Annotated in this window: 21 protein-coding genes; 12 read left to right on the top strand and 9 right to left on the bottom strand. The window is 51.8% G+C overall.

What is annotated here, in order from left to right; translation table 11 throughout:
* Positions 1 to 14: 14 nt before the first annotated feature.
* Entirely contained in the window at positions 15 to 446 is a 432-nt protein-coding gene (locus tag IOQ59_RS16695; RefSeq protein ID WP_193954595.1) for a universal stress protein, read from the top strand.
* A 231-nt stretch (positions 447 to 677) separates the two neighbouring features.
* Here IOQ59_RS16695 and IOQ59_RS16690 read toward each other — a convergent pair whose 3' ends face one another.
* Positions 678 to 1547 (bottom strand): LysR family transcriptional regulator, encoded by an 870-nt coding sequence (locus tag IOQ59_RS16690; protein ID WP_193954594.1) that lies wholly within the window; start codon positions 1545 to 1547, stop codon positions 678 to 680.
* A 185-nt stretch (positions 1548 to 1732) separates the two neighbouring features.
* Between IOQ59_RS16690 and IOQ59_RS16685 the strand changes: the two genes are divergently transcribed.
* Positions 1733 to 2209, top strand: coding sequence for a RidA family protein (locus IOQ59_RS16685; protein ID WP_193954593.1), 477 nt, complete (start codon positions 1733 to 1735; stop codon positions 2207 to 2209).
* Positions 2199 to 3161, top strand: coding sequence for a serine/threonine dehydratase (locus tag IOQ59_RS16680; protein WP_193954592.1), 963 nt, complete (start codon positions 2199 to 2201; stop codon positions 3159 to 3161). Before IOQ59_RS16685 ends, IOQ59_RS16680 begins: the two co-directional genes overlap by 11 nt.
* 587 nt (positions 3162 to 3748) lie before the next feature.
* On the opposite strand, the gene IOQ59_RS16675 is transcribed toward IOQ59_RS16680, so the two are convergent.
* The 8 genes from IOQ59_RS16675 to IOQ59_RS16640 form a co-directional block, all read right to left on the bottom strand.
* Positions 3749 to 5956, bottom strand: coding sequence for a putative bifunctional diguanylate cyclase/phosphodiesterase (locus tag IOQ59_RS16675; protein WP_193954591.1), 2208 nt, complete (start codon positions 5954 to 5956; stop codon positions 3749 to 3751).
* A gap of 7 nt (positions 5957 to 5963) precedes the next feature.
* On the bottom strand, positions 5964 to 8333 hold the full coding sequence (locus tag IOQ59_RS16670; RefSeq protein WP_193954590.1) for a Lon protease family protein: 2370 nt from the start codon (positions 8331 to 8333) through the stop codon (positions 5964 to 5966).
* 127 nt (positions 8334 to 8460) lie between these two features.
* Complete coding sequence (gene aroE, locus IOQ59_RS16665; RefSeq protein ID WP_193954589.1) at positions 8461 to 9288, bottom strand: shikimate dehydrogenase; 828 nt, start codon at positions 9286 to 9288, stop codon at positions 8461 to 8463.
* A 1-nt stretch (position 9289) separates the two neighbouring features.
* Positions 9290 to 10204: an oxygen-dependent coproporphyrinogen oxidase gene (hemF, locus tag IOQ59_RS16660; protein WP_193954588.1), complete on the bottom strand. Its 915-nt coding sequence runs from the start codon at positions 10202 to 10204 to the stop codon at positions 9290 to 9292.
* A gap of 33 nt (positions 10205 to 10237) precedes the next feature.
* Positions 10238 to 10813, bottom strand: a complete 576-nt coding sequence (tsaC, locus tag IOQ59_RS16655) for an L-threonylcarbamoyladenylate synthase type 1 TsaC (RefSeq protein WP_371871886.1) — start codon at positions 10811 to 10813, stop codon at positions 10238 to 10240.
* Positions 10803 to 11315: a 5-(carboxyamino)imidazole ribonucleotide mutase gene (gene purE, locus IOQ59_RS16650; RefSeq protein WP_193954587.1), complete on the bottom strand. Its 513-nt coding sequence runs from the start codon at positions 11313 to 11315 to the stop codon at positions 10803 to 10805. The genes tsaC and purE overlap by 11 nt, the downstream gene beginning before the upstream one ends.
* A 172-nt stretch (positions 11316 to 11487) precedes the next feature.
* Positions 11488 to 12603 (bottom strand): DNA-processing protein DprA, encoded by a 1116-nt coding sequence (gene dprA, locus IOQ59_RS16645; protein WP_193954586.1) that lies wholly within the window; start codon positions 12601 to 12603, stop codon positions 11488 to 11490.
* A 90-nt stretch (positions 12604 to 12693) separates the two neighbouring features.
* Positions 12694 to 13725, bottom strand: a complete 1032-nt coding sequence (locus IOQ59_RS16640) for a LysM peptidoglycan-binding domain-containing protein (protein WP_193954585.1) — start codon at positions 13723 to 13725, stop codon at positions 12694 to 12696.
* Between the two features lie 206 nt (positions 13726 to 13931).
* On the opposite strand from IOQ59_RS16640, the gene def reads away from it, so the two are divergent.
* The 9 genes from def to IOQ59_RS16595 all read left to right on the top strand — a co-directional run bounded on the left by def (position 13932) and on the right by IOQ59_RS16595 (position 24422).
* On the top strand, positions 13932 to 14444 hold the full coding sequence (gene def / locus IOQ59_RS16635) for a peptide deformylase (protein WP_193954584.1): 513 nt from the start codon (positions 13932 to 13934) through the stop codon (positions 14442 to 14444).
* A gap of 101 nt (positions 14445 to 14545) precedes the next feature.
* Positions 14546 to 15493, top strand: coding sequence for a methionyl-tRNA formyltransferase (fmt, locus tag IOQ59_RS16630; RefSeq protein ID WP_193954583.1), 948 nt, complete (start codon positions 14546 to 14548; stop codon positions 15491 to 15493).
* A complete protein-coding gene (rsmB, locus tag IOQ59_RS16625; RefSeq protein WP_307727022.1) occupies positions 15494 to 16804 on the top strand; it encodes a 16S rRNA (cytosine(967)-C(5))-methyltransferase RsmB in 1311 nt (436 codons plus the stop codon).
* 25 nt (positions 16805 to 16829) lie between these two features.
* On the top strand, positions 16830 to 18206 hold the full coding sequence (gene trkA / locus IOQ59_RS16620; RefSeq protein ID WP_193954581.1) for a Trk system potassium transporter TrkA: 1377 nt from the start codon (positions 16830 to 16832) through the stop codon (positions 18204 to 18206).
* Positions 18207 to 18219: 13 nt separating this feature from the next.
* Entirely contained in the window at positions 18220 to 19668 is a 1449-nt protein-coding gene (locus IOQ59_RS16615; protein ID WP_193954580.1) for a TrkH family potassium uptake protein, read from the top strand.
* 27 nt (positions 19669 to 19695) lie between these two features.
* Positions 19696 to 20142, top strand: a complete 447-nt coding sequence (locus tag IOQ59_RS16610; RefSeq protein ID WP_193954579.1) for a YtoQ family protein — start codon at positions 19696 to 19698, stop codon at positions 20140 to 20142.
* A 218-nt stretch (positions 20143 to 20360) separates the two neighbouring features.
* Positions 20361 to 21116, top strand: coding sequence for a TetR/AcrR family transcriptional regulator (locus IOQ59_RS16605; protein WP_193954578.1), 756 nt, complete (start codon positions 20361 to 20363; stop codon positions 21114 to 21116).
* A 155-nt stretch (positions 21117 to 21271) separates the two neighbouring features.
* Positions 21272 to 23650 carry an efflux RND transporter permease subunit gene (locus tag IOQ59_RS16600; protein ID WP_193954577.1) on the top strand — a complete coding sequence of 793 codons (2379 nt, stop codon included), beginning with the start codon at positions 21272 to 21274 and terminating at the stop codon, positions 23648 to 23650.
* A complete protein-coding gene (locus IOQ59_RS16595; RefSeq protein WP_193954576.1) occupies positions 23625 to 24422 on the top strand; it encodes an outer membrane lipoprotein-sorting protein in 798 nt (265 codons plus the stop codon). Before IOQ59_RS16600 ends, IOQ59_RS16595 begins: the two co-directional genes overlap by 26 nt.
* The last annotated feature ends 1 nt before the right edge of the window (position 24423 follow it).

Genomic DNA, 24423 nt, shown 5'->3' with positions numbered 1-24423 from the left:
TCGAGGCACAAGATATGTTCAAGAAAGTACTAGTCCCGGTAGATCTGACTGAACCGGAATTTATCCGTCAGGCGTTGCAGCTGGCTCTGCGTGAAGTGCGGGAAAACGATGCTGAGTTGCACCTGATAACGGTAGTGCCGGGTTTCAGTAACTCCTTTGTGGCGTCTTTTTTTAGCGAAAGCGAGCACCAGAAAGCGGTCAATGAGGTGGCGCATAAATTTAAAAAATTTGCCTTGTCTGAACTGCCTGACGATGCCAAACCGGTACTCAAAGTCTATGAAGACTCACCGGCAGAGCTGATTGTCGAGTACGTCAGGAAAAAAGAAATCGATCTGGTGCTGATGTCGGCCCATCATCGCTCCCGAGTGGATGAGTTCCTGCTCGGGTCTGTATCTGCAAGAGTCGTGGAGCGGGTCACTTGCTCGGTTATGTTGCTCAAATGCTAGGTGAATCTCCATCATGGGCCAAACAAAGAAAGTGGCTCATGATAGAAACCAAATGCAATCGAGCGGTAAACCTTAATCAAACATCACTGAAGTTTAATAGCAGTTATCTGGAACCTGATCGAAAATAGCAAGAGTGGTCTTAACGCTTTCCCAAGCACTTCCATTGGAATATCACTGGTTGGGATTTTTATGGTGTACCAGCTACTCTGCGGAGTTGCAGGCATAGTTCCTCTAGACAGACATTCTATCTTGTAGCTGAGTGAAGAAAATATCTACGAGCTTAGGTCTTGTTGGATGATAGGGACACATTAAAATCATCTTACGTTGGTATTTAACTTCTTTGATAACCGTCGCAGATATGCTTAGCTGCTGGAGGTCTAATCCGGCCCATGCAGGTACAAGAGAGACCCCTACGGATTCAGATACTAACTGTGCTATTGCCTCCAAAGAATCCAGATCAAAAATAGAATCTGTAAAAATACCATTATCCTGTAAATACTGTTTAGCCAGCTGACCACCCCAACAAAGTGGGTCGTACCGAATATAGGGATGATCCGTCAGAATCTGCGTAATAGAACCTTTAATAGCTTTGTGGTGTATCAACATCAAAGGTTCGCTTCTTAATATCCAATACCGTAAGGATTTGGGTATTTTTGATGGGGGCATGACCATAATCGAAGCGTCAATCTCATCGCTTTGCAAAGCACGATAGAGTCCGATAGACGTACCGGGAGTAACATGCAGTTTTGCATTGGGAGCGACGCTTTCGATGCCCCTCAGGGCTCGGGGTATCATACCTGTCAGTGCAGTTGAAATCGCTCCGATTCGCAACGTCCCGGTCAAACCTGAATCATCGATATCTCCAACTAATGCCTTAGATTCGACTATCAAGCGTCGTGCCCGTGGGAGCATATTACAACACGCATCAGTTGGCTTCACCTTATGGCCAGCGCGACTAAGCAGCAAGCAGCTAAGCTCCCGCTCTAAGGCTTGAATACGCTGACTGACTGCTGCTGGAGTAATCATCTGAACCCTGGCAGCTCCTGCGATGGAGCCTTCGTCTACGACTGCAACAAGACTTTCCAAGAATCGAATATCCAATAGTTTTCCTTATGATCTCATCAATTAAAACATTGTATAGCTTTCCGACTTTACTCGCTAGACTATAAGAAAATCAACATAACCTTGACGGTTATGGATGAAATATTCTTGTACGACTGAGGGTGGTAAGAAGATCTCGCTAGACTTCTTTTAAAGCTCCTGTCTTAACTTTTTGAGAGTAGTAAATGAATATCGATGAAAAGCTAAAAGATTTAGGAATCACATTGCCGGAAGCAAATTTCCCCGCTGGAAATTATGTAAGCTACCAAGTCATTAATAATATGGTTTATGTTTCTGGGCAAACAACTCGAATTGATGGGCAAGTGAAATTCCCTGGCCGTCTGGGCAAAGAATTCAGTATCGACGATGGCAAAGAAGCCGCAAGAATATGTCTTGAGAACATTTTATGCCAAGTAAAACACGCGTGCTCTGGAGATTTGAATCGTGTGAAATCAATCGTGAGAATAAATGTGTTTGTACAGTCTACAGAGTGTTTTACTGGGCATGCCCAAGTAGCAGACGGAGCTTCTGATTTACTGGTTGATATATTTGAAGAGAAGGGAAAGCATGTTCGCACAAGTACAGGCGCAAATAGCCTACCATCTAACACCGCCGTTGAAATTGATGCCATTTTTTGTTTAGGAGATTATTATGATGCTTAATCCAGAAGGTATTATTCAGGCAGATAAAAGAATAAATCCTTATATAGAAAAGACTCCTGTCTTAAGCAGTTCATACCTGAATGATTTGGTTGGCGCTGATCTATTTTTTAAATGTGAAGGACTGCAAACTACCGGAGCATTTAAGCTTCGAGGGGCGTTAAATGCTTTACTGACACTAAAAGATGAAGGAAGCCTGCCTAAGCATGTTGTCGCTTTTAGCTCAGGAAATCATGCACAAGCGGTTGCTTATGCCTGTAAGACGCTTGGTATCAAAGCTACTATCTTTATATCAGAATCATCATCTGATTTTAAAATTGAGGCTACACGCGATCATGGTGCTGAAGTGATCTTGACAAAGACTAAAGCGGAAGCTGAAGAGCGAGCGCTTGAGATGCAACAAACAGGTGCATATTTTCTCCCTCCATTTGATAATGACGATGTCATTCTTGGGCAAGGTACTAGCTGCTATGAAGCTCTACTCGACGGCCTTTCGCCAGATGTAATAATAGCCCCTGTTGGTGGCGGCGGCTTAATAAGCGGTACCTATCTTGCTGCACAATTATTATCACCATCAAGCTCTGTGATTGGCGCAGAGCCAAAACTTGGTAACGATGCATTCCAAAGCTTAAAGACAGGAAAGATCGTAAGATGGCACGATGCACCAAACACCATCGCTGATGGTGCAAGAACCCTTTCAATTTCCGAACGGACATTTGAATATATAAAACAACTGGATGGCATCATCGAAGCAGAAGAAGAAGATATAAAATATTGGACGAGAATGCTCTTTCTTCATTTAAAAGTGACCGTAGAGCCAACCAGTGCTGTCGCAATGGCAGCGTGTAGCAAGTGGTTAAAGGCTCAAACTGGCCAAGATAGAAAATCAGTGCTGATCATTCTTTCAGGAGGAAATATTGATGCAAACACATATAGAAAAATATGGGATGAGTAATTAAAGATCTGGTATTAAAAAATCGCTTGTGCTTTTCACCTAATTTGCATTGGTGGTAATCCTCTTAAGGGTTAAGCCACAACTTGGCTTACCAGTCCTGAATTCGCGGTTAACTAATTCCGAACAATAACTGTCTTGGCTGGAAATGGCTCATAGCTTTACTATTGGGGCCTTTTCCAGTTGTAGTGCAGTTCCATGATACTCAGATGAATCGCCTTAGGCTGCTAAGCACACAGGACCCCAACTCCGACGCTGAAACTTATACCCGCTTTCGGGAATTTTCACTGATTCGGAGTCGTCTTTTTGGGTCGAAGGTAAATGTCGCCTCTGCGGCGCTTGTAGACGCCAAGAACGGCACATGATATGTCCGCTTTCAAATTTCACAGATGCTGAATCCAAGCTAAAAGAAGCCGGGTTATCATGACTCCTTTGTGCCGAAAGCGGACATTCTTTACTTGGACAGATTTTTGTCCACGATGCACTCCAGTTAACTGGGTATTTGCCCAGTACTCTTGAGGCATTTTCTAAGAAAACGCCATTACGCTAACAACACGAAAGCGTAATGGCTTGGCCTTGAAGGCCCTTTTTTATTTATTCGATTTCAACTCGTAACGTGCGTCAGCAATATGTTCCGCTAAGCGCTCACCTTTCATCGGCTCACCGTACAAAAAGCCCTGAATCAGTTCACAGCCTTCGCCGCGTAGAAAATCCAGCTGGCCACGGGTTTCGATACCTTCAGCAATAACTTTTAATTGCAGACTGTTCGCCATGGAGATAATAGCTTTCACTATCGCCTCATCGCTGCTCTCGCGCGCGATCCCCTGCACAAAAGTTTTGTCGATCTTCAACATATCGATGGGCAACTCGCGTAAACGAGAAAGTGAGGAGTATCCGGTACCAAAATCATCGATGGATATTTGCAAACCTTCCTGCCGCAGTCGTTCCAACACGTCGGACAGATCGTCCAGCGAGTGCATCAGGAGGGTTTCAGTCACTTCAAACTCTATCCGATGCGGGTCGATCCCAAAGCTCTTCAACGAGTCGATAATCAGCTGGCAACAGCCATTGGTGATCAACTCAATACCGGCAATGTTGATCGCCACCTTGGGAATCATCACGCCCTGTTTATCCATCAGGGTCATGAACCGACAAACTTGCAGGAATACCACTTTAAACAGCGGATACGCTAAGCCGCTGCTCATCGCAACAGGCAGGAACTCAGCCGGAGGCAGCACACCCCGTTCCGGATGCGGCCAGCGGACCAGCGCTTCCACGCCCACCAGCGCCGTGCCATCAATATTCAGCTGCGGCTGGTAATACACCTCCAGCTGGTCTTCTTCGAGTGCAGTACGCAGCTCCCGTTCCAGCACATAGCGCCGAACCACCTCTTCAGACAGCTTACTCTCGTAGAAGTGATACTGGTTTTTGCCGTTCTCTTTAGCCCGGTACATCGCCATATCCGCATTGCGGATCAGTTGATCACCGTCCTCGGCATCTTCCGGGTACAGCGCGATACCAATGCTGGCACCGATCTCCATTCGATTGCCGGATACAGCGTCCTGATGTTGCAGGCTGTTCAACACCTTGGTGGCGATACGTGCCAGATGATCAGGGCTATCAACCCCGTTAATCAGGACCACAAACTCATCACCACCCATGCGCGCCAACAGATCATCCGCGCGAATTTCCGCTTTCAGACTCTGCGCCACAGATTGCAGCAAGCGGTCACCCACATGATGACCCAAGCTGTCATTGACCAGCTTAAAGCCGTCCAGATCAAGAAACAGCAAACCGAGAAGCTGTCCCGTCCGATTGGCATGGGCCAACAGGCGCTCCAGATTCTCCATGAACATCCGGCGGTTAGGCAATCCGGTCAGCGGATCATGCATCGCCAGATGCTCAACCTGTGCATGCGCACGTTTCAGTGAGGTGATATCAGAGAGGATACCAATGTAACGGTGCGGTTTGCCCTGGGCGTCCGGCAACGCTGAAATCGACAACCATTCCGGATACAACTCGCCATTCTTACGCCGGTTCCAGACCTCGCCCTGCCACTGACCGCTGGCCCGCAACTGGTTCCACATGCGGTCATAAAAGTCGCCATCATGGCGGCCCGATTTGAGGATGGCAGGCGTATTGCCTAAGCACTCCCGTAAACTGTAACCCGTGATATTCGTGAAAGCCGGGTTAATGCTCACGATCAGGCCACGTTCGTCGGTGATCATGATGCCTTCAGAGGCTTTATCAAAAACAGCGGTCGCCAGCTGATGATCCAGCATGCGTTTTTCATTGCCGAGCGCACTGCTAAACAGTTCGGCCGCGACTTTCATCACATCCAGCGTCATCTGTGACCAGCTAATAATCTCCCGATCGGCAAAGGCGATAAATCCTTTACACTGCTGGCTACCCAGCGTCAGAGGCATCAGTAACAATGCCTGCAAGTCATGCGTCTGCTGTGTGAGCAACGCGCTCAGCTGCGCTTTGCCCAGCCTGACAATCTTTCCCTCTGCCAGCAGTTCCAACCACTGTTGAGCCGATTCGTTGCTGAAATCAAATTCGACGTTGCCAACAGCGCCTGCGCTTTCATCAAACCAAGCGCCACGAAACTGCGCCCGGCACAACCCAACAGCATCTTGCTCACGCACAAATAGTGAGGTGTGACTGACAGACACCATCTGCCCCAAAGAGGCCAGAACCCGTTCGATGATCTGATCAAAATCGTCGTACGAAAGACAGTCCGCCGCGATGCTGGTGAGTACCTTTAGCATCTCAGAATGCCGTACCTCATGATTCATAATTGTCTCAGGCCTTTGCCTTCGCAAGCTCTCTCAAACGCAGCACGACTTTATGGTTTACGCTGCGTTGGGTGAAACTGCCATCGTCCTTACGGCTGCCTGCTTTGCGTCCCATTAAAATCTCAAGACATTGATCAACACTTGCGACTGCATGCACATGGAAAAGTCCCTCTTCCACAGCATCAACAACCTCTTTCTTGAGCATCAAATTACGTACATTTGCCCGTGGAATCACAACACCTTGCTCTCCCGTCAGCCCACGTAGCTGACACAGCTGGAAGAAGCCTTCAATTTTCTCGTTAACCCCACCGATGGCCTGCACTTCACCGTACTGGTTAATTGAGCCGGTAATCGCAAACTGCTGATTGATCGGGATATGGGTTAACGCAGAGATCAGCGTACAGATCTCTGCCAACGAAGCGCTGTCGCCGTCGACATACCCGTATGACTGCTCCAATGCGATGCTGGCCGACATCGTCAGCGGGAAATCCTGTGCATACTGATGCCCCAAGAAACCAGACAGGATCAGCACCCCTTTAGAATGAATCGGCTGACCCAGCGTCACCTCACGTTCAATATCAACGATGCCACGATTGCCCGGATGGACAGTGGCGGTGATACGCGCAGGTGTACCAAAAGAGACATCGCCGACCTGCAGTACGGTCAACCCATTACAGGTCCCCACCGACTCCCCGCAAGTATCAATCAAGACGGTTTCATTCAGAATACTGTCTCGAATTTTTTCTGACAGACGTGATGTCCGGCGCTCTTTTGCATCCAGTGCCATCTCCACATGCTTGGCATCGATCAGCTTGTCATCGGACTTGATCCGCTTAAAATCCGCTTCGCACAACAGATCGACCAACTCACCGATGTGTGCTGATAGCAGCTCCTGATCCTGTGACAGACGGGAGCTGTGCTCCACCAGCCGGGCTACTGCATGACGGGTCAGCGAGGCTAAATGTTCTTCGTCCACCAGCGTTTTCATCAGGCGGGCATAGTTGCGGATCGACTGGGGTGAACGACCAACATCTTCATCGAAATCAACCACCACACGGAACATCTTTTCGAAGTCGTGATCCAGCTCCTGCAACAGGTAGTAAATATCCCGGCTACCGATCAATACCACCTTAACCGTCAGCGGCACGGCCTGAGGATTCAGGGTGATGGTACTGATGCCGGTCAGCTCACTGGCCGGACTTTCAATACGGATTTCGTGGGACTTTAATGCGCGTTTCAGCGCGGAATAGACAAACGGCTGTTCCAGCAGTTTTTCCGCTTCCAGAATCAGGTAACCGCCATTGGCCTGATGCAAAGCGCCGGGGCGGATCAGTTGGTAGTTAGTGCTCAACGCCCCCATGTCGGAGCTATATTCAACACGTCCGAACAGGTTCTCATAGGTCGGGTGCGATTCGTGCACCACCGGGGCCCCTTTGGTTTTATCGTTATCCACCAACAGATTAACGCCGTAGGTCTCTTCCAGATAACTGCGACGTGAGGCATCGCTTGGCGGCTCGACTTTATCGTCACCGATCAGATCCGCGCTGTTTTTCACTAGCGAATTTTCCAGCTGATCCAGATAATCGCCTACACCAGAGATGTTGGTGTATTTATCTTTCAATGGCTGGACCAGCGGGGTCACAGCCGCACGTGCCGTATCCCGATCCAGATACTTCATCTTATCGGCAGCTTCACGACGCCACTGGGGCAGGCCAGTCAAACAATCATTCAGGTATTCTTCCAGCTCGGAAATCGCCCGCGTAAATGCATCACGTACCTCTTCCGGCAACTGGGAAAAGGCCGCTTCGTCCATCGCCTGACCATCGGCCACCGGGGTAAAACCAATGGTCCCGGCATCACGGTAGATCGCGATGCTGTGTTCACGTGCACGACGGTCAACGGTTTCAATCGCCTGATCATACATACGGTTAAAACCGCGTTCGATGGTCGCTTTCTTACGTTGATAGGCGGGATTTTCAAACGCAGCGGGCAGTTCAGCCAGCAGACCTTCCAGCAGGTTTTTGATGTCGCGTTTAAAGCGCTGGGCTTTACCAGCAGGGAGCTGCACGGCCAGCGGATGTCGCCGGTCTTTCAGATTATTGAGATACACCCAATCGGTTGGCTTACGCTCCTTTTTGGCAACCACTTTAAGGCTGTCCATGGCAAAGGAGAAACGACCTGTATGGGGGTTCCCCATCACAAACAGGTTATAACCGGGGCGATGCATGCCTACACCAAATTCCATCGCCTCAATTGCACGCTCCTGACCAAAGAATCCGCTAAAGGGTTCCAGGGTTTCGGTCGTCTTAAAAGGCAGAAGTTCGGGGTCGCAGGTGCGGTAGAGTGCGTCGGGGTTCAGCTTAGTATCCAGTTCCATGTGACATCCCCACAATCAGCTAAGCAGGCCCGCCGTAACGGCAGGGGTATACATTATTTATACGCTGCAAAGCTGAAGGGTGCAAGTTGGAACTGAACACTAAAACGCCTGTTTGGCGCCTGATAAATCAAGGAGTTAGGGCGGCACGCAAGGTTGCGATCACGGGCTGAGTAGCCGGCCGGATACCACGCCAGATATAGAAGGATTCCGCCGCCTGTTCGACCAGCATACCCAGACCATCAATCGACTTTTCAGCGTTGTGATCTTGAGCCCACTGACAAAACGCAGTCACATCTGCGCTGTACATCATATCGTAGCACCAAGCTGCGGATTTGAGCAGATCATCCGGCAAAGGAGGCACCTCACCCTGTAAGCTGGCGGCCGTACCATTGATCACCAGATCAAACTGCTGTCCGTCCAACGCATCAAAGCCACAGCCTTCCACATCACCCAGATCAGCCACCAGATCGGCCAGTAACTCCGCTTTAGACGCGGTCCGGTTAGCAATCACCAGACGACGCGGTTTCTGTTCCAGTACCGGCTGCAATACACCACGCACAGCGCCGCCTGCACCCAGAATCAGTACATCTGCGCCTTCGATTTTGCCGCCATTGTTCTCGACAATATCACGCACCATACCGATACCATCGGTATTCTCGCCACAGAGCTGACCTTCTGCATTACGGTAGAGGGTGTTCACCGCGCCAGCCAGCTCAGCACGCTGCGAGCGCACTTCAGCCATCTGCCAGGCTTCCTGCTTAAAAGGGATGGTGATGTTCAGACCTTTTCCCGGACCTTGCATGAAGCTGTTCACGGCTTCGGGAAAACCGCCTTCATCCACACAGATTGCGTCGTAGCTCAGCGCATGCGCCGTTTGTTCAGCAAACGCGCTGTGAATCTGCGGTGATTTCGAATGCTTGATCGGGTTACCGAACACCGCGTAACGGTCGGTCATATTAAACCTCCAACCAGTTCCGCGGTTTCAGATAGCGTTCGTACAACACCGCTTCTTCGGAGCCTTCTTCCGGCTGCCAGTCGTAACTCCAGCGCACTTCCGGCGGCAACGACATCAGAATGGATTCAGTTCGGCCACCGGACTGCAGACCAAACAAGGTGCCACGGTCAAATACCAGATTAAATTCTACGTAGCGTCCACGTCGGTGCAGCTGGAAATCACGCTGCTGCTCACCAAACTCGGCATCTTTACGTTTTTCGATGATCGGAACAATTGCCGGCACGTACGCGTTACCGATTGACTGCATCAACGCAAAGCTATCATCAAAGCCCAGCTCATTCAGGTCGTCAAAGAACAGACCGCCAACACCACGCGGTTCGTCACGGTGCTTGAGGTAGAAGTAATCATCACACCACTGTTTAAAGCGCGGATAGATCTCTTCACCAAAGGGGTCACAGGCGTCTTTTGCCGTCTGATGCCAGTGGCGGCAATCATCGTCATTGCCGTAATACGGTGTCAGATCGAAACCACCACCAAACCACCACACCGGATCTTCACCTTCTTTCTCTGCAATAAAGAAACGGACGTTAGCATGTGAAGTCGGTACATAAGGGTTGTGCGGATGAATCACCAGCGACACACCCATCGCCTGAAAACTGCGACCCGCCAGTTCTGGACGGTGTGCGGTTGCAGAGCCCGGCAGTTTATCGCCGAATACGTGGGAGAAGTTCACGCCGCCTTTTTCGATCACAGTACCGTTGGCCAGCACCCGGGTACGACCGCCACCACCTGCGTCCCGATCCCAGGAATCCTCAGTAAAACGGCCTTCACCGTCCGCCTGCTCAAGCGCCTGACAAATATTGTCCTGCAAGGACATGAGATATTCTTTAACAGCTCCGATGTCAGGTGCTGACATGGCTAACTCCTTGGAAATGTGGGATTAATAAAATCAGGTTCTGATCACAGCTTCGGTGATCAGGTCGCGAATTTGGGTTGGCTGATCCAGATCGCCCAGAGGGCCCGGCATCACCGCATCAACCCGGTTTGCGAAATATAGGTTCACTCGCAGCAGATCCTTGGCGGGCTGAGCGCCTGCTGGATTGGCCGAAGTGGAAACGATAGGTCCACCAAAACTGTTACACAACGTCTGGACCACCGGATGCGCAGAGACGCGCACAGCAACGCTGCTGTGTTTACCTTTAACCCATTCGGGAATCAGATGATCAGGATCGGGGAGTAACCAGGTAACAGGCCCTGGCCAGGTCGCTTCAACACGCTGCCGCTGGGCAGGGTCAAGGTGACGCAAGAGAGGTTCAACCTGAGCCACAGAGGCGGCGATCAGGATCACACCTTTATGACGCGGGCGACTTTTGAGGTACAGCAAACGTTCCAGAGCTTCTTCATTAAAGGGATCACATCCCAAGCCCCAGACCGCCTCGGTAGGATAGGCGATGACGCCGCCTTGGCGCATCGCCCGAACAGACTGGTGAATATGCCACCAGTTCATCGCTGTCTTACAGCTCACCGTTCTTCAGTTTTTCCTGCAGAGCAGCATCTTTTGCGATTACTGCATCGGTGTTTGCCTGACGCTCGTCTTTCAGACGCTGAGCCAGATCAGCATCACCAACCGCCATGATCTGAGCCGCCAGGTAAGCTGCGTTTTTCGCGCCTGCTTTACCGATAGCAACGGTTGCAACTGGAATGCCACCCGGCATCTGAACAGTAGACAGCAGCGCGTCCAGACCGTCCAGAGAGGAGTTGATTGGTACACCAATCACTGGCTTAGTAGTGTTTGCAGCAACAGCACCCGCCAAATGAGCCGCCATACCTGCAGCACAGATGAAGGCAACAGCGCCACGCGCGTCAGCGTCTTTTACGTAGTCGTGAGTCTGTACCGGAGTACGGTGAGCAGAGCTCACTTTAACTTCACATTCAACGTTCAGGGATTTCAGCGTTTCAACTGCAGTTTTCATGATAGGCAGATCGGAATCAGAACCCATCAGAATGGCAATAAATGGTTTAGACATTTTGCTCTCGGCGTTCAATATTAACGGAAAACAGTGAACACTAAACGTTCAACGCCCCGCTTGCAAGCCCGCCTTATGCCAGTTTTTCATACATTCCAAACCATCTATAACCTTAGCGTGCAGCAAATCAATTCCTTACTTTTTCTAAGCATTTCAGGTCATGCGGTACTTGTTAGATACGGCAGTATCCGTCACCGCTGTTTTCAAGCACGCCTTTTAACTCTAAAGAGATCAATAATACGTTGAGATCAGCCACCGAAATGCCGGTCAGCGCCACCAACTGATCCATACTGACGTGTTCAAAGCCCAGTGCCTGCAACAGATTATTTTCCTGTGTGCTCAGCTCGGGGAGTACTGTCGGCTCAACCGCCGGGGCATCCTCCACAGCATAAGCACCCAGCATCGGTGCCAGTTGTTCGAGAATATGATCCACCGACGAGACGAGCTGGCCGCCTTCACGGATCAGCTTATGACATCCCTGACTGAGTGGGTTATTCAACGCACCGGGCAGGGCAAATACTTCACGCCCCTGCTCTAACGCCTGTCGCGCAGTGATCAGCGATCCACTGCGCGGCGCGGCCTCAACCACCAGCACGCCGGCGCTTAAGCCACTGATAATACGGTTGCGACGGGGAAAGTTGTGGCCTAGAGGGCTGGTTCCGGGCGGCAGTTCACTGACCCAGGCGCCACCAGTCTCCAGAATCTGACTGGCCAGAATACGGTGCCGGGCGGGATACAGCACATCCGGTCCCGTGCCAAATACAGCGATGGTGGGTCGGTTCAGGTTCACTGCAGCCTGATGTGCCGCACCATCGATACCGTGCGCCATGCCAGAAGTCACGATGAAACCGGCGCGTGTCAGCGCCGCAGAGAATTCAGACGCATGTTGAACACCCGCGCGACTGGCGCTGCGGCTACCAACCATGGCGATTTGTGGTAGGTGCAACTGGTCAAGCGCACCGCGCACATAAAGCAGTGGCGGTGGATCAGCAATGGTTTTCAGCAGGGCGGGGTAGTGGTCATTGTCTAGTGTCAGCAGGTGGGTATCCGGCTGTTTTAACCAGTCACGGACATTAAGCTGGATCTCTTTCAACGGGCCGCGCCCATGTTTAAGGGCCTGCAGGTTCTGGCGAGCCAACAGGTTTAATCCCAGCCACTGCCACTCATCTTCACTGGCGCGCACTATGCGATGTGGCGGCCAGCCACTTTCGAGCAAACGCAGAAACGCCGTTGCGCCCACACGGGGCAATGCAGCCACGGCGACCCAATCCATCGGATCACTTTGCATCTTATCACTTCCTTGTATTGGTACTTTATGTTGGTCAATGCGCGGGTCATCCAACCCGCGTTTATTCATTTAAACGCTGGCTGCCACCCGCTAAGGTTCGCGAACTTCATCGCCGACAGACACCACGTTGGAACTCATCATAATCAGGCCGTAGGAGACTTTCTCAAAGGTTTTGAACACCATCATCAGACCCGACCGTTCCGCCGGTAATTGCAGTTTCTCTTTTGTAATCGGATCCACCACCATCTCACCGGTACGATAAATTGCAAATACGTGCCCCGGCTCTAACCCTTCGCGGACGCCTCGGTTGAGCGCCACAACATCAAACTGACCACCGTCGTTCACCGCTCCCAATACAGACAGGATCTTACCGGTGAGCGCTTCGGGCGACGGTTTTGGATAGAACACTGACTGTATCCGCTGCTCTTCTGCCGGGATCACCCGATCCAATGCGCGGGTTTCCAGCACCGAACGGTTAACGCTCAGGCTGACCACATCATCATTTTCATCGTCCACAGTGACATCTGACACTTTCGTCAGCTCATACCCCAGTTCCTCCTGGGTCTCAGGGTCAACGTACTCGTTGGTCGCACGGTAGACCACCTGACGGCGCAGATCTTCCAGCAAACTGCCACGGGCATAGATACGGTCACCGGCGCCGGCAATCAGACGCTGGTTTTTACCCGCCAGTACATACGGTGCTTTCTTGAACAGGCTCTGATCTATAACCCGGGTCTCTTCCAGAAAGCTGAGAATATCTCTAAGTGGGATCGCCGGAATCGCCCGATCCAACGGTTGCGCCCGAGCGGTCGGGCTCAGTTTACGCATACCCCGGCGGACTTTAAGCTTCGGCTGACCATTTTCCCAGACCAGATAGATTACATCGCCCGGGTAGATCAGATGTGGGTTGGGGATCTGCGCATTCATATCCCAGACTTCCGGCCAGCGCCACGGGCTTTCCAGAAAACGGGACGAGATATCCCATAAGGTATCGCCTTTCACTACCACATATTCCTGCGGCCGATCTTCCCTAAGTTGCAGTACATCCTTTCGGGCATTGGCTTGCGCTGGCAAGCTTACCAGCAACCATACAGCGGCCAGAGCGCAGAGAAACTTTTTCATTTCTATGTCCTTTGATGTCATTCACCGAAACCCATTCGACGATATTTGGGTCAAACGGCGTAACGACAATGCATTGAGCGTCGCAATCAGTATAATATGTAGCTAATAGGTTCCCAGTCGGACAGGCATTATTTTCTGCCACGGGAAACAACCCAGATTAGATGAGTTACGGCTAATCATATCAACCGTATCAACCTGAAGAAACGATGGCAAAACTTAAGATTCTAGAATTTCCGGACCCACGTCTACGCACAGTGGCTGAACCGGTGACCGAGGTCAACGATGAGATCCGCACCATCATCGATGACATGTTCGAAACCATGTATGACGCACCAGGAATTGGCCTTGCGGCAACGCAGGTAGATATCCATCTGCGCATCGTCACGATGGATCTGTCGGAAGAGCAGGACGATCCGCTGGTGATGATCAATCCGGAATTCGAAGTACTCGACGAAGAGCCTCACAAGTATCAGGAAGGCTGTCTCTCCGTACCGGGTTACTATGAAGATGTGGTACGTCCGCAAAGCATCCGCGTGACCGCATTGAACCGTGATGGTGAAGAATACAGTTTCGAAGCCAATGACCTGCTCGCGGTCTGTGTGCAGCACGAGCTGGATCATCTCAACGGTAAGCTTTTCGTAGATCATATTTCTACGCTTAAACGTAACCGCATCCGCGGTAAGCTGGAAAAGAAACACCGTCAGGAAGCTCACGCTTAAAACCGTGACCCGACACCTCCAACAACAGGTTTGCCCGGACAGTTGCCAAGATACATGCGTAACTGCCGTGACAAACCTGTTTTGGTTTCAGGAGTAGATTGATGTCCAAGCCTCTTCGCATTGTCTTTGCCGGCACACCTGATTTTGCCGCATCCAGTTTGCAAGCACTGCTCAATTCAGAGCATGAAGTCATTGCCGTATACACCCAGCCTGATCGCCCAGCCGGACGTGGCCGTAAACTGACCCCGAGCCCGGTTAAAAAGCTGGCGCTGGAGCATGATATTGCCGTTTACCAGCCGCTGAGCCTGAAAGGTGACGCTGAGCAGGCAGAACTGGCGGCACTCGATGCCGATATTATGGTGGTTGTCGCCTACGGCCTGTTGCTACCCAAAGCGGTGCTGGATACCCCGCGTCTGGGTTGCATCAACGTGCACGGCTCCCTCCTGCCACGCTGGCGGGGCGCTGCACCAATACATCGGGCAGTATTGGCCGGTGACAAACTGACCGGTATCACTATCATGCAGATGGATGTCGGGCTGGATACGGGCGACATGCTCTATAAAGTGGAAACGCCCATCAACGCGGGGGATACCAGCGGTGATCTGCACGATCAACTGGCAGAGCAGGGCGCTGAAGCACTAGTGACAACCCTAGGGCTGATTCGTGACGGTAAGGTCGAACCGGAGAAACAGGACGATTCACTGGCGAACTACGCACACAAACTGGAAAAGCAGGAAGGTGAGATCGACTGGTCCCGCTCTGCGACCGAGATTGAGCGCCAGATCCGCGGCCTGTCACCCTGGCCTGTAGCGTATTGCTCTCTGGACGGTAAAACCATGCGTATCTGGGGTGCTCAAGCGTCCGACACATCCAGTACCGAAGCGCCCGGTGCCGTCGCCGAAGTCACCAAGAAGACCCTGAGTATTGCCTGCGGTGAAGGCAACCTGCTACTGACGAATATTCAGTTACCCGGTGGCAAACCACTCGACACGGCAGCCGTCTTAAATGCCAAACGCGATCTGTTCCCTGTCGGCAAACAGCTGGATTAAATGATGAATGTAAACGTAAGACAGCTCGCAGCAGAAACGCTTGAACCCCTTCTGCGCCACCAGGGTTCATTGAATGCCGTTCTGCCCGAAGCCGCTGCTCGCTGCCCCGAACGCGACCGCGGCCTGTTACGTCAGCTGTGCTACGGCACCATGCGTGACTTTCAGCAGCTCAATATTATCGCCAACAAGTTGCTGAAACGCCCATTCAAAGTCGCTGACTTTGATATTCGCGCATTGCTGTTAGTGGGCATTTACCAACTTCGTAGCCTTCGCGTTCCGGCTCATGCCGCCATTAACGAAACCGTTGAAGCGGCGCACGGGCTGAAAAAATCCTGGGCCGCAAGCCTGATTAACGGCGTTCTGCGTCGCTATCAGCGCGAGACCGAAGCGATTGAAGAGAAGGTCCTGGAAAGCGAGCTGGGACGCCAAAATCACCCTGAGTGGTTTATTCGCAAGGTTCAGAACAACTGGCCCGATCACTGGCAGAAAATCATCGACGGCAACAACGACAGCGATGCACCGCTAACGTTACGTGTAAATAAGCAGCAGATCAGCCGTGAAGACTTTTTGCAGGCGCTGGCGGATGAAGAGATTGATGCCACTGCGACGCCATTAAGTCCGCAGGGTGTCACGCTGGAAGAAGCTTGTGATGTCACTATCCTGCCGGGATACGACGACGGCTGGTTCAGCGTGCAGGATGAAGCCGCTCAGCTATCCGCTGAACTGCTGGATCTGCAACCGGGACAACGGGTGCTTGATGCCTGCGCGGCCCCCGGCGGAAAGCTGGGTCACATTCTGGAACAGGAAGCTGAGCTATCACACGTTGACGCCGTCGAGCTGGAAAAACGTCGTACCGATCGGGTCTACGATAATCTCGCCCGTCTGAAGCTCGAAGCCAACCTGTACATCGCCGATGCCAGCAAAGACGATTGGTGGGACAAACATGCTTACGACCGTATTCTGCTGGACGCACCATGCTCCGCTACCGGTGTCATTCGCCGTCACCCGGATATAAAATACCTGCGTAAAGGTGAGGACATTGCGGCGCTCGCCGATATACAGTTAAGTATCCTGCAGAACCTTTGGCAGATGTTAGCACCCGGCGGTAAGCTTCTTTACGCCACCTGTTCCATCTTTCCGCAGGAAAATGAAAGGCTTATCAAACGATTCGTTACGCAACAGAACGATGCGGAGCATATCCCGTTAAGCGCAGATTGGGGCGTTAGCCGACCGTACGGTCGTCAGCTTTTCGCAATACCCAACAGCCACGACGGGTTCTATTACGCTCTGCTGACCAAAGCAGTTGATTAGGGCAGTGGGTAGATAAGACCAGATCATGAAGATCATTATCCTCGGAGCAGGGCAGGTAGGTGGCACACTGGCAGAGAACCTTGCCAGTGAAGCCAATGACATCACGATTGTGGATACGGATACCGCCCGCTTGCGCGAGTTGCAGGACCGTCTCGACATCCGCACGGTCGAGGGTAAGGCCTCTTACCCCACCGTTCTGGATCAGTCCGGTGCGCAGGATGCAGACATGCTGATTGCGGTCACTAACTCCGACGAAGTGAACATGGTCGCCTGCCAGCTCAGTCAGACCTTGTTTAACACCCCCACCAAGATTGCCCGTGTCCGCGAGCATGATTACCTGAAGAAGAACCACTCCATCTTTGGACCCAAAGGCATTCCGGTGGATGTCCTGATCAGTCCAGAGCAGCTGGTTACACGCCATATCAAGCGTTTGATCCAGCATCCGGGTGCGTTGCAGGTATTGGATTTTGCCGACGGCAAAGCCCAGTTGGTGGCGGTAAAAGCTTACTACGGCGGTCCACTGGTCGGACGCGAAATATCCTTCTTGCGCGCCCACATGCCCTCTATCGATACCCGTGTAGCCGCGATCTTCCGTCGTGGTAGTCCGATCATCCCGAAAGGGGATACGGTGATCGAAGCCGATGATGAGGTGTTCTTCATTGCGGCAAAACGCGATATTCGCGCCGTGATGAGCGAGCTGCGTCGTCTTGATCGACCATACAAACGCATCATGATTGCCGGCGGCGGCAACATCGGTGCCCGTCTGGCAGAAAGTATCGAAGACAGTTTCCAGGTAAAAATCATCGAGCGAGGCATGCAGCGCTGTAACCATCTGGCCCGCAACCTGAACAACACCATCGTATTGCACGGCAGCGCATCTGACCGCGATCTGTTGATGGAAGAGAACATCGAAGATACCGACGTATTCTGCGCCCTGACCAACGACGACGAAGCCAACATCATGGCCTCGATGCTCGCCAAGCGCTTAGGCGCACGTACTGTGATGACGCTGATTAACAATCCGGCCTATGTCGATCTGGTGCAGGGCGGGGCAATTGATATTGCCATCTCGCCGCAGCAAACCACCATCGGTGCATTGCTGACCCACGTACGCCGTGGTGATGTAGCCGCCGTGCACTCATTGCGCCGCGGTGCAGCCGAGGCATTGGAAGCGGTCGCGCACGGAGATAAGCGCTCATCCAAAGTGGTGGGACGCACCATCGAAGAGATTAATCTCCCACCGGGTACCACGATCGGTGCCATCGTGCGGGATGAGGAAGTATTGATTGCGCACGACGATGTCATGGTCGAAAACGGCGACCATGTCATTCTTTTCCTGGTCGACAAAAAACGCATTGGCGAAGTCGAACGACTCTTCCAGGTTGGCTTAGCATTCTTCTGATCAGGACATACTGATGCACTACAAGGTGATCCTCCGCATTCTTGGCATTCTGCTGATGATCTTCAGCATCACCATGCTGCCACCCATGCTGATCTCCATGCACTATGAAGACAACACGTTGATGGCGTTTGCAGCGGGTTTTGCAATCACGCTCGTCACCGGCTTCATGCTCTGGATTCCGGTTCACCGGGTCCGGCAGGACCTGCGAACACGTGACGGTTTCCTGGTTACGGTGCTTTTCTGGGCCGTACTGGGGCTGTTTGGTGCATTGCCTCTAATGCTGGCAGACAACCCCCATCTATCCTTTGTTGACGCGCTGTTTGAGTCCCTGTCAGGCCTGACGACAACCGGAGCAACGGTGATGACCGGTATCGATCAGCTGCCTGAGTCGATCCTCTGGTATCGCCAGCAGCTTCAATGGCTGGGCGGTATGGGTATTATCGTATTGGCGGTGGCCATTCTGCCGATGCTCGGTATCGGGGGAATGCAGCTCTACCGTGCAGAAACTCCGGGACCGGTCAAAGATTCCAAGCTGACCCCGCGTATTACCGAAACCGCAAAAGCCTTGTGGTACATCTATCTGTCCCTGACCGTGCTCTGCGCCCTGGGCTACTGGGCCGCAGGAATGACACTGTTTGATGCCGTTGGGCACAGCTTTTCGACCGTCGCCATCGGTGGTTTTTCCACCCATGATGCCAGTATCGGCTACTTTGATTCTGAGCTGATCGAGGGCATCGCCATCTTCTTTATGGTGATCTCAGGCATCAACTTCAGCCTGCACTTCTTTGCGTGGAAACACCGCAGCCTGAAGCACTACTTTTTGGACCCGGAATTCCGCTTTTACCTGACGGTTCTGACGGCCATTATTGCGTTGTCGTTTGTGGCTCTCACGATAACAAACACGTACGAACCCGGTGACTCACTGCGTAAGTCAGCCTTTATGGTGGTCTCAATTGCGACCACAACAGGCTTTGCGACCGCTGATTTTGCCCACTGGCCCACGATGTTGCCGTTCTTACTCTTTGTCGCGGCCTTTGCCGGGGGTTGTGCCGGCTCCACCGGCGGTGGCATGAAAGTAATCCGCATCCTGCTGATCCTGAAGCAGGGCTATCGTGAGATTCAGCGCCTGGTGCACCCCAACGCTGTCATTCCTGTAAAACTGGGCAACACCCCCATCTCCGATCGGGTACTAGAAGCGGTCTGGGGCTTCTTCTCCGTCTACATGATTGTATTTGTAGTCATGCTGATTACCTTGTTGGCAACGGGTCTGGATCAGGTGACCGCCTGGTCTGCTGTCGGTGCCACGCTAAACAACTTAGGACCGGGTCTGGGTGATGTCTCCGCTCACTACGGCGATATCAACGATACGGCTAAGTGGGTGCTCTGTTTTGCGATGTTATTGGGCCGGTTGGAAGTATTTACTTTGTTGGTCCTGTTTACACCGATCTTCTGGCGCAGATAATAGGAACCTTCTGAAGAGGAGGTAACCATGCGTTATACACTTTACCTATCCGGTGAAATTCACACCGACTGGCGTGACCAGATCAAACGGGCCGTTGAGATGAACGGCCTGCCGGTCGACATTCTGACTCCAAACACCGATCACGCATCCAGCGACGACTGCGGTGATGAGCTGCTGGGCGCTGAAGACAAAGCGTTCTGGAAAGATCACAAAGCCGCCAAAATTAACACCATGCGTCATATGACGGCGCTGAAACGTGCCGATATTGTCGTAGTTCGCTTTGGTGATAAGTACCGTCAGTGGAATGCTGCTTTCGACGCGGGTATCGCTATCGCGCTGGGCAAATCCCTGATCGTGGAGCACGCACCTGAATTGACCCATCCCCTGAAAGAGATCGATGCAGCGGCACATGCCGTGGCAGAGAACACCGATCAGGTAATCGAAGTACTGAAATACCTCTGTCTGGATTACTAACCAGCTCCCTTGGTTCTTAGGGAAAGAAGGGCAGGGCATACTCCCCCTGCGGTCGCGGCAGTACGATGCAACAATCCACCGAAATACGAGTCGGTCTCAGGGATTCGTGCGATTGTTGCACATCGTGCCAGTGACTGTTGCGAATATACTGCTGCCCTTTTTGTCCAAATTCATTTATTTTTGACGTAACGTCACTTAAAACTCAACAAGCCGGGTATATGAGTCCTAAATTTATTGACGATGCCACGCGGGAAGCGCGTGAAGCTGAAATTCTACAGACCGCGTTGGATGTAATTGCCCGGGATGGCGTCTCCGGTCTGACAATCGACAAGGTTGTTTCCAAGGTGCCCTACTCAAAAGGCACCGTATACAACCACGTTAGCTGTAAAGAAGACTTACTGACGGCCCTGTGTAACAACTGCGTGCGCCGCCTTGCAGATATATTCTTCCGCGCAGCCTCGTTTGATGGCAACAGTCGGGAAAAGATGCTGGCGATCGGTATTGGCTACATGCTGCATTCTCAGTTCGATCCAACCGAGTTTATGCTGGTTATCTCCGCTAAAACCCCATCGGTCACGGAGAAAAGCTCGCAGAAACGTCAGGAAGAGCATCAGGAGCTGGAAACAAAACTGCTGGGGACCATTCTTCAGATCATCTCTGAAGGTTTGGCCAATGGTGAGCTAACACTTGCCCCACACCTGAGCCCGGCCCAAGTAGCTTTTTCCCTCTGGGCAATGAGCTTTGGCACTATTGCTCTTCTGCAGGACAATGTTGAGCGCTGCGGCGTGCGTCAGGAAATGACACTGGAGCGGGAGCTGACCAACCACGCCAATCTGGTGCTGGATGGCCTGAACTGGACACCCTATACACCCGATCATGACTGGCATGAATCAGTACAGCGCATGAAAGCAACCGTGTTTGCACCGGAAGTTGAAGCACTGAGAACTCGCCGGAACCTGAACCTGCAGGGATAACAGATTTGTACGACGGAAAACGGCGGAAACGCCGTTTTTTTAATAATGTTTAATGACGCTTCGTCATTAAACAGACATAAATTTATAACCTAAGTTGCCATTAGAGCATCCAACCCAACAACTCCTCAATGGAATCGGGGAACTGGAGAAGGACTATGAGAGACCGACTTTTCCGTTTTGTACTGAATCATCCGATATGGGTGATTCTGCTCACGATTGTGCTGGTTTTTGGCGCTGCCTCAGGCGCAAAGAACCTGGTATTCAAAAGTGATTACCGAGTGTTCTTCAGTGATGAGAACCCTCAGCTCACGGCTTTCGAGTCGATGCAAAGGATCTACAGTAAAAGTGATAACGTCGCTTTTATTATTTCTCCGCCGGAAGGCAAAGTATTCACCCCGCGTACACTGGGTGCAATTCAAGAGCTGACCGAAGAAGCCTGGCAGGTTCCCTATTCCACACGCGTAGACTCCATTACTAACTTCCAGCACACCTGGTCGGAAGAGGACGATATGATCGTGGAGGATCTGGTACTGGATTCCACCACGCTGACCGATGCGGACATGCCTCGTCTGCAAGAGATTGCACTGAACGAGCCGATGCTGCTCAACAAGCTGATCTCTCCTCAAGCCCATGTCACCGTGCTTAATGTCACCGTTCAGCTGCCGGGAATAAACCCGGTTGTGGAAGTGCCGGAGGTCGTTGCGAAGGCACGCGATATGCGCGCTCAGTTCCTGGAAAAATACCCGGATATGGAAGTGCGTTTATCCGGCATGGTGATGATGAACAACACCTTCGCCGAGTCTTCCCTGAATGACAACGCCACGTTGGTGCCTATCATGTTTGGTGTTGTTCTGCTGGGCATGATCTTCCTGCTGCGTACCTTCAGTGGTACGTTCGCCACCGTGATCGTCATCATGTTCTCCATTGCCGGTACGATGGGGCTGGCAGGCTGGACGGGGTTCTTCCTCACCGGTCCATCGGCAAGCACACCGATCATGGTCCTGACATTGGCGGTCGCTGACTGCGTACATATTCTGACGACCATGTTCTATGAGATGCGTCAGGGCGTGGAGAAGAAGAAGGCTATTCAGGACAGCCTGAAGATCAACTTCCAGCCTATCTTCCTGACCAGTGTCACCACTGCCGTTGGCTTCCTCAGCCTCAACTTCTCCGACTCACCACCGTTCCGTGATCTGGGTAACATGGTCGCAATGGGTGTCATGCTGGCGTTCGTGTTCTCCGTCACGATCTTCCCGGCAATGCTGAAACTGCTACCGATTAAAGTGGCAGCGATCAGTGATGAAGACCGTAACGACCTGATGCACAAGCTGGGTAAAGTAGTCATCAGCAAGCGCAAAGTACTGTTGCCGGGTATGGCCGTTGTCATGGCAAGCCTGGTTCTGTTTACCCCGCAGAACGAACTGAACGATGACTTTGTGAAGTATTTTGATACCAGCGTTCCATTCCGTCAGGCAACTGACTACATGCAGGACAATCTGTCCGGTATGACCACGATGGAGATCTCGATCGAGAGTGGGGAAGCGAGTGGGATCAATAAACCGGAGTTCCTGAAAGCGGTTGGCGATCTCACCGATTGGTTACGGGCTCAGCCGGAAACAGACCACGTAAACTCCATTACCGATACGATTAAACGTCTCAACAAAAACATGCACAGTGATGACGACAGCTACTACACGCTGCCCCAAGAGCGCGAGCTGTCTGCTCAGTACCTGCTGTTGTATGAGATGTCATTACCGTACGGTCTGGACCTGAACAACCAGCTGAACGTCGATAAATCATCCACGCGTTTGATCGGTACGTTTAAGAACATGACCAGTACTGAGCAGATCGATCTGGAAGCAAAAATCTACAACTGGTTTGCAGAGAACGCACCTCAGTATAAAGCTGAAGTCGCCAGTACCAGTCTGATGTTTGCCCATATCGGCCAGCGTAATATCAGCAGTATGTTGATCGGTACCTCTGTGGCCTTACTGCTGATTTCTGTCATGCTCGGTCTGGCGTTACGCTCGGTACGTTATGGTTTTATCAGCCTGATTCCAAACCTGGCACCCGCCGTGATGGGTTTTGGTCTCTGGTTCCTGATCGACGGTCAGGTCGGTCTGGCACTGTCTGTTGTGGCGGGTATGACACTGGGTATTGTGGTGGATGACACCGTTCACTTCCTCAGCAAGTACCTGTACGCACGCCGTGAACGCGGCAAGGACAGTCAACAAGCTGTCCGTTATGCATTCGCGAGCGTTGGACGCGCTCTGTGGGTTACCACACTGGTGTTGGTCGCAGGCTTTATGGTGCTGGCGCAATCCAGCTTCAAGCTCAACGCGGATATGGGTCTGCTGACAGCACTCACGATTCTGATCGCACTGATCGTCGACTTCCTGTTCCTACCACCGCTGCTGATGAATTTGGATAACGGCGACAAAGTTGCCGACACCACTGAAGACAACGATGCTGACTCCAGCAACAATCTTGAAAACAAAGGAGATACCCATGAACCTGCTAATCAACCCGCTTAAGTCAGTATTGATCGCGGCGCTGGTCTCTGCCCCGATGGTGGCGCTGGCCGAAACGCCGGAAGAGAAGGGCATGGCGATCTCAGTTGAATCGAAGAAACGTGATCTGGGCTGGCAGGATATGCAGGCCGAAATGAACATGGTCCTGCGTAATAAGCAGGGTCAGGAAAGCATCCGCGAGATCCGGATGAAATCATTGGAGATCAACGGTGACGGAGATAAAAGCCTGTCAGTCTTCGACAAGCCTCGCGACGTAAAAGGGACAGCATTCCTGAGCTTTTCTCACCCGGTTGGAGCGGATGACCAGTGGCTGTACCTGCCAGCATTGAAACGTGTAAAGCGTATTGCGTCACGCAACAAATCAGGCCCGTTTATGGGCTCTGAATTTGCCTATGAAGATCTGTCTTCGTTTGAGGTAGAGAAGTACACCTACAAATACCTACGTGACGACGCCTGTGAAGGCGGCACCTGTTTTGTTGTTGAACAGTACCCGGTCGATAAAAACTCCGGCTATACACGACGTCTGGTTTGGCTGGATCAGAGTGAATATCGCATCTGGAAAATTGATTTCTTCGATCGTAAAAACTCACCCCTGAAGACACTGACCTACCATGACTACCAGCAATATCTGGGTAAACACTGGCGTTCTGATCTGATGAAAATGGTGAACCACCAGACGGGTAAAAGCACCGATCTGAGCTGGAAAAGCTACCAGTTCAAAACCGGTTTATCCGACAAAGACTTCAACAAGAACTCACTGAAACGAGCACGTTAAG

Origin of the sequence: Pontibacterium sinense (genome assembly GCF_015209595.1) — a bacterium.
In the GTDB taxonomy this organism is placed as follows: Bacteria; Pseudomonadota; Gammaproteobacteria; order Pseudomonadales; family Balneatricaceae; genus Pontibacterium; species Pontibacterium sinense.
This window is presented reverse-complemented; position numbering and strand designations above follow the sequence as displayed.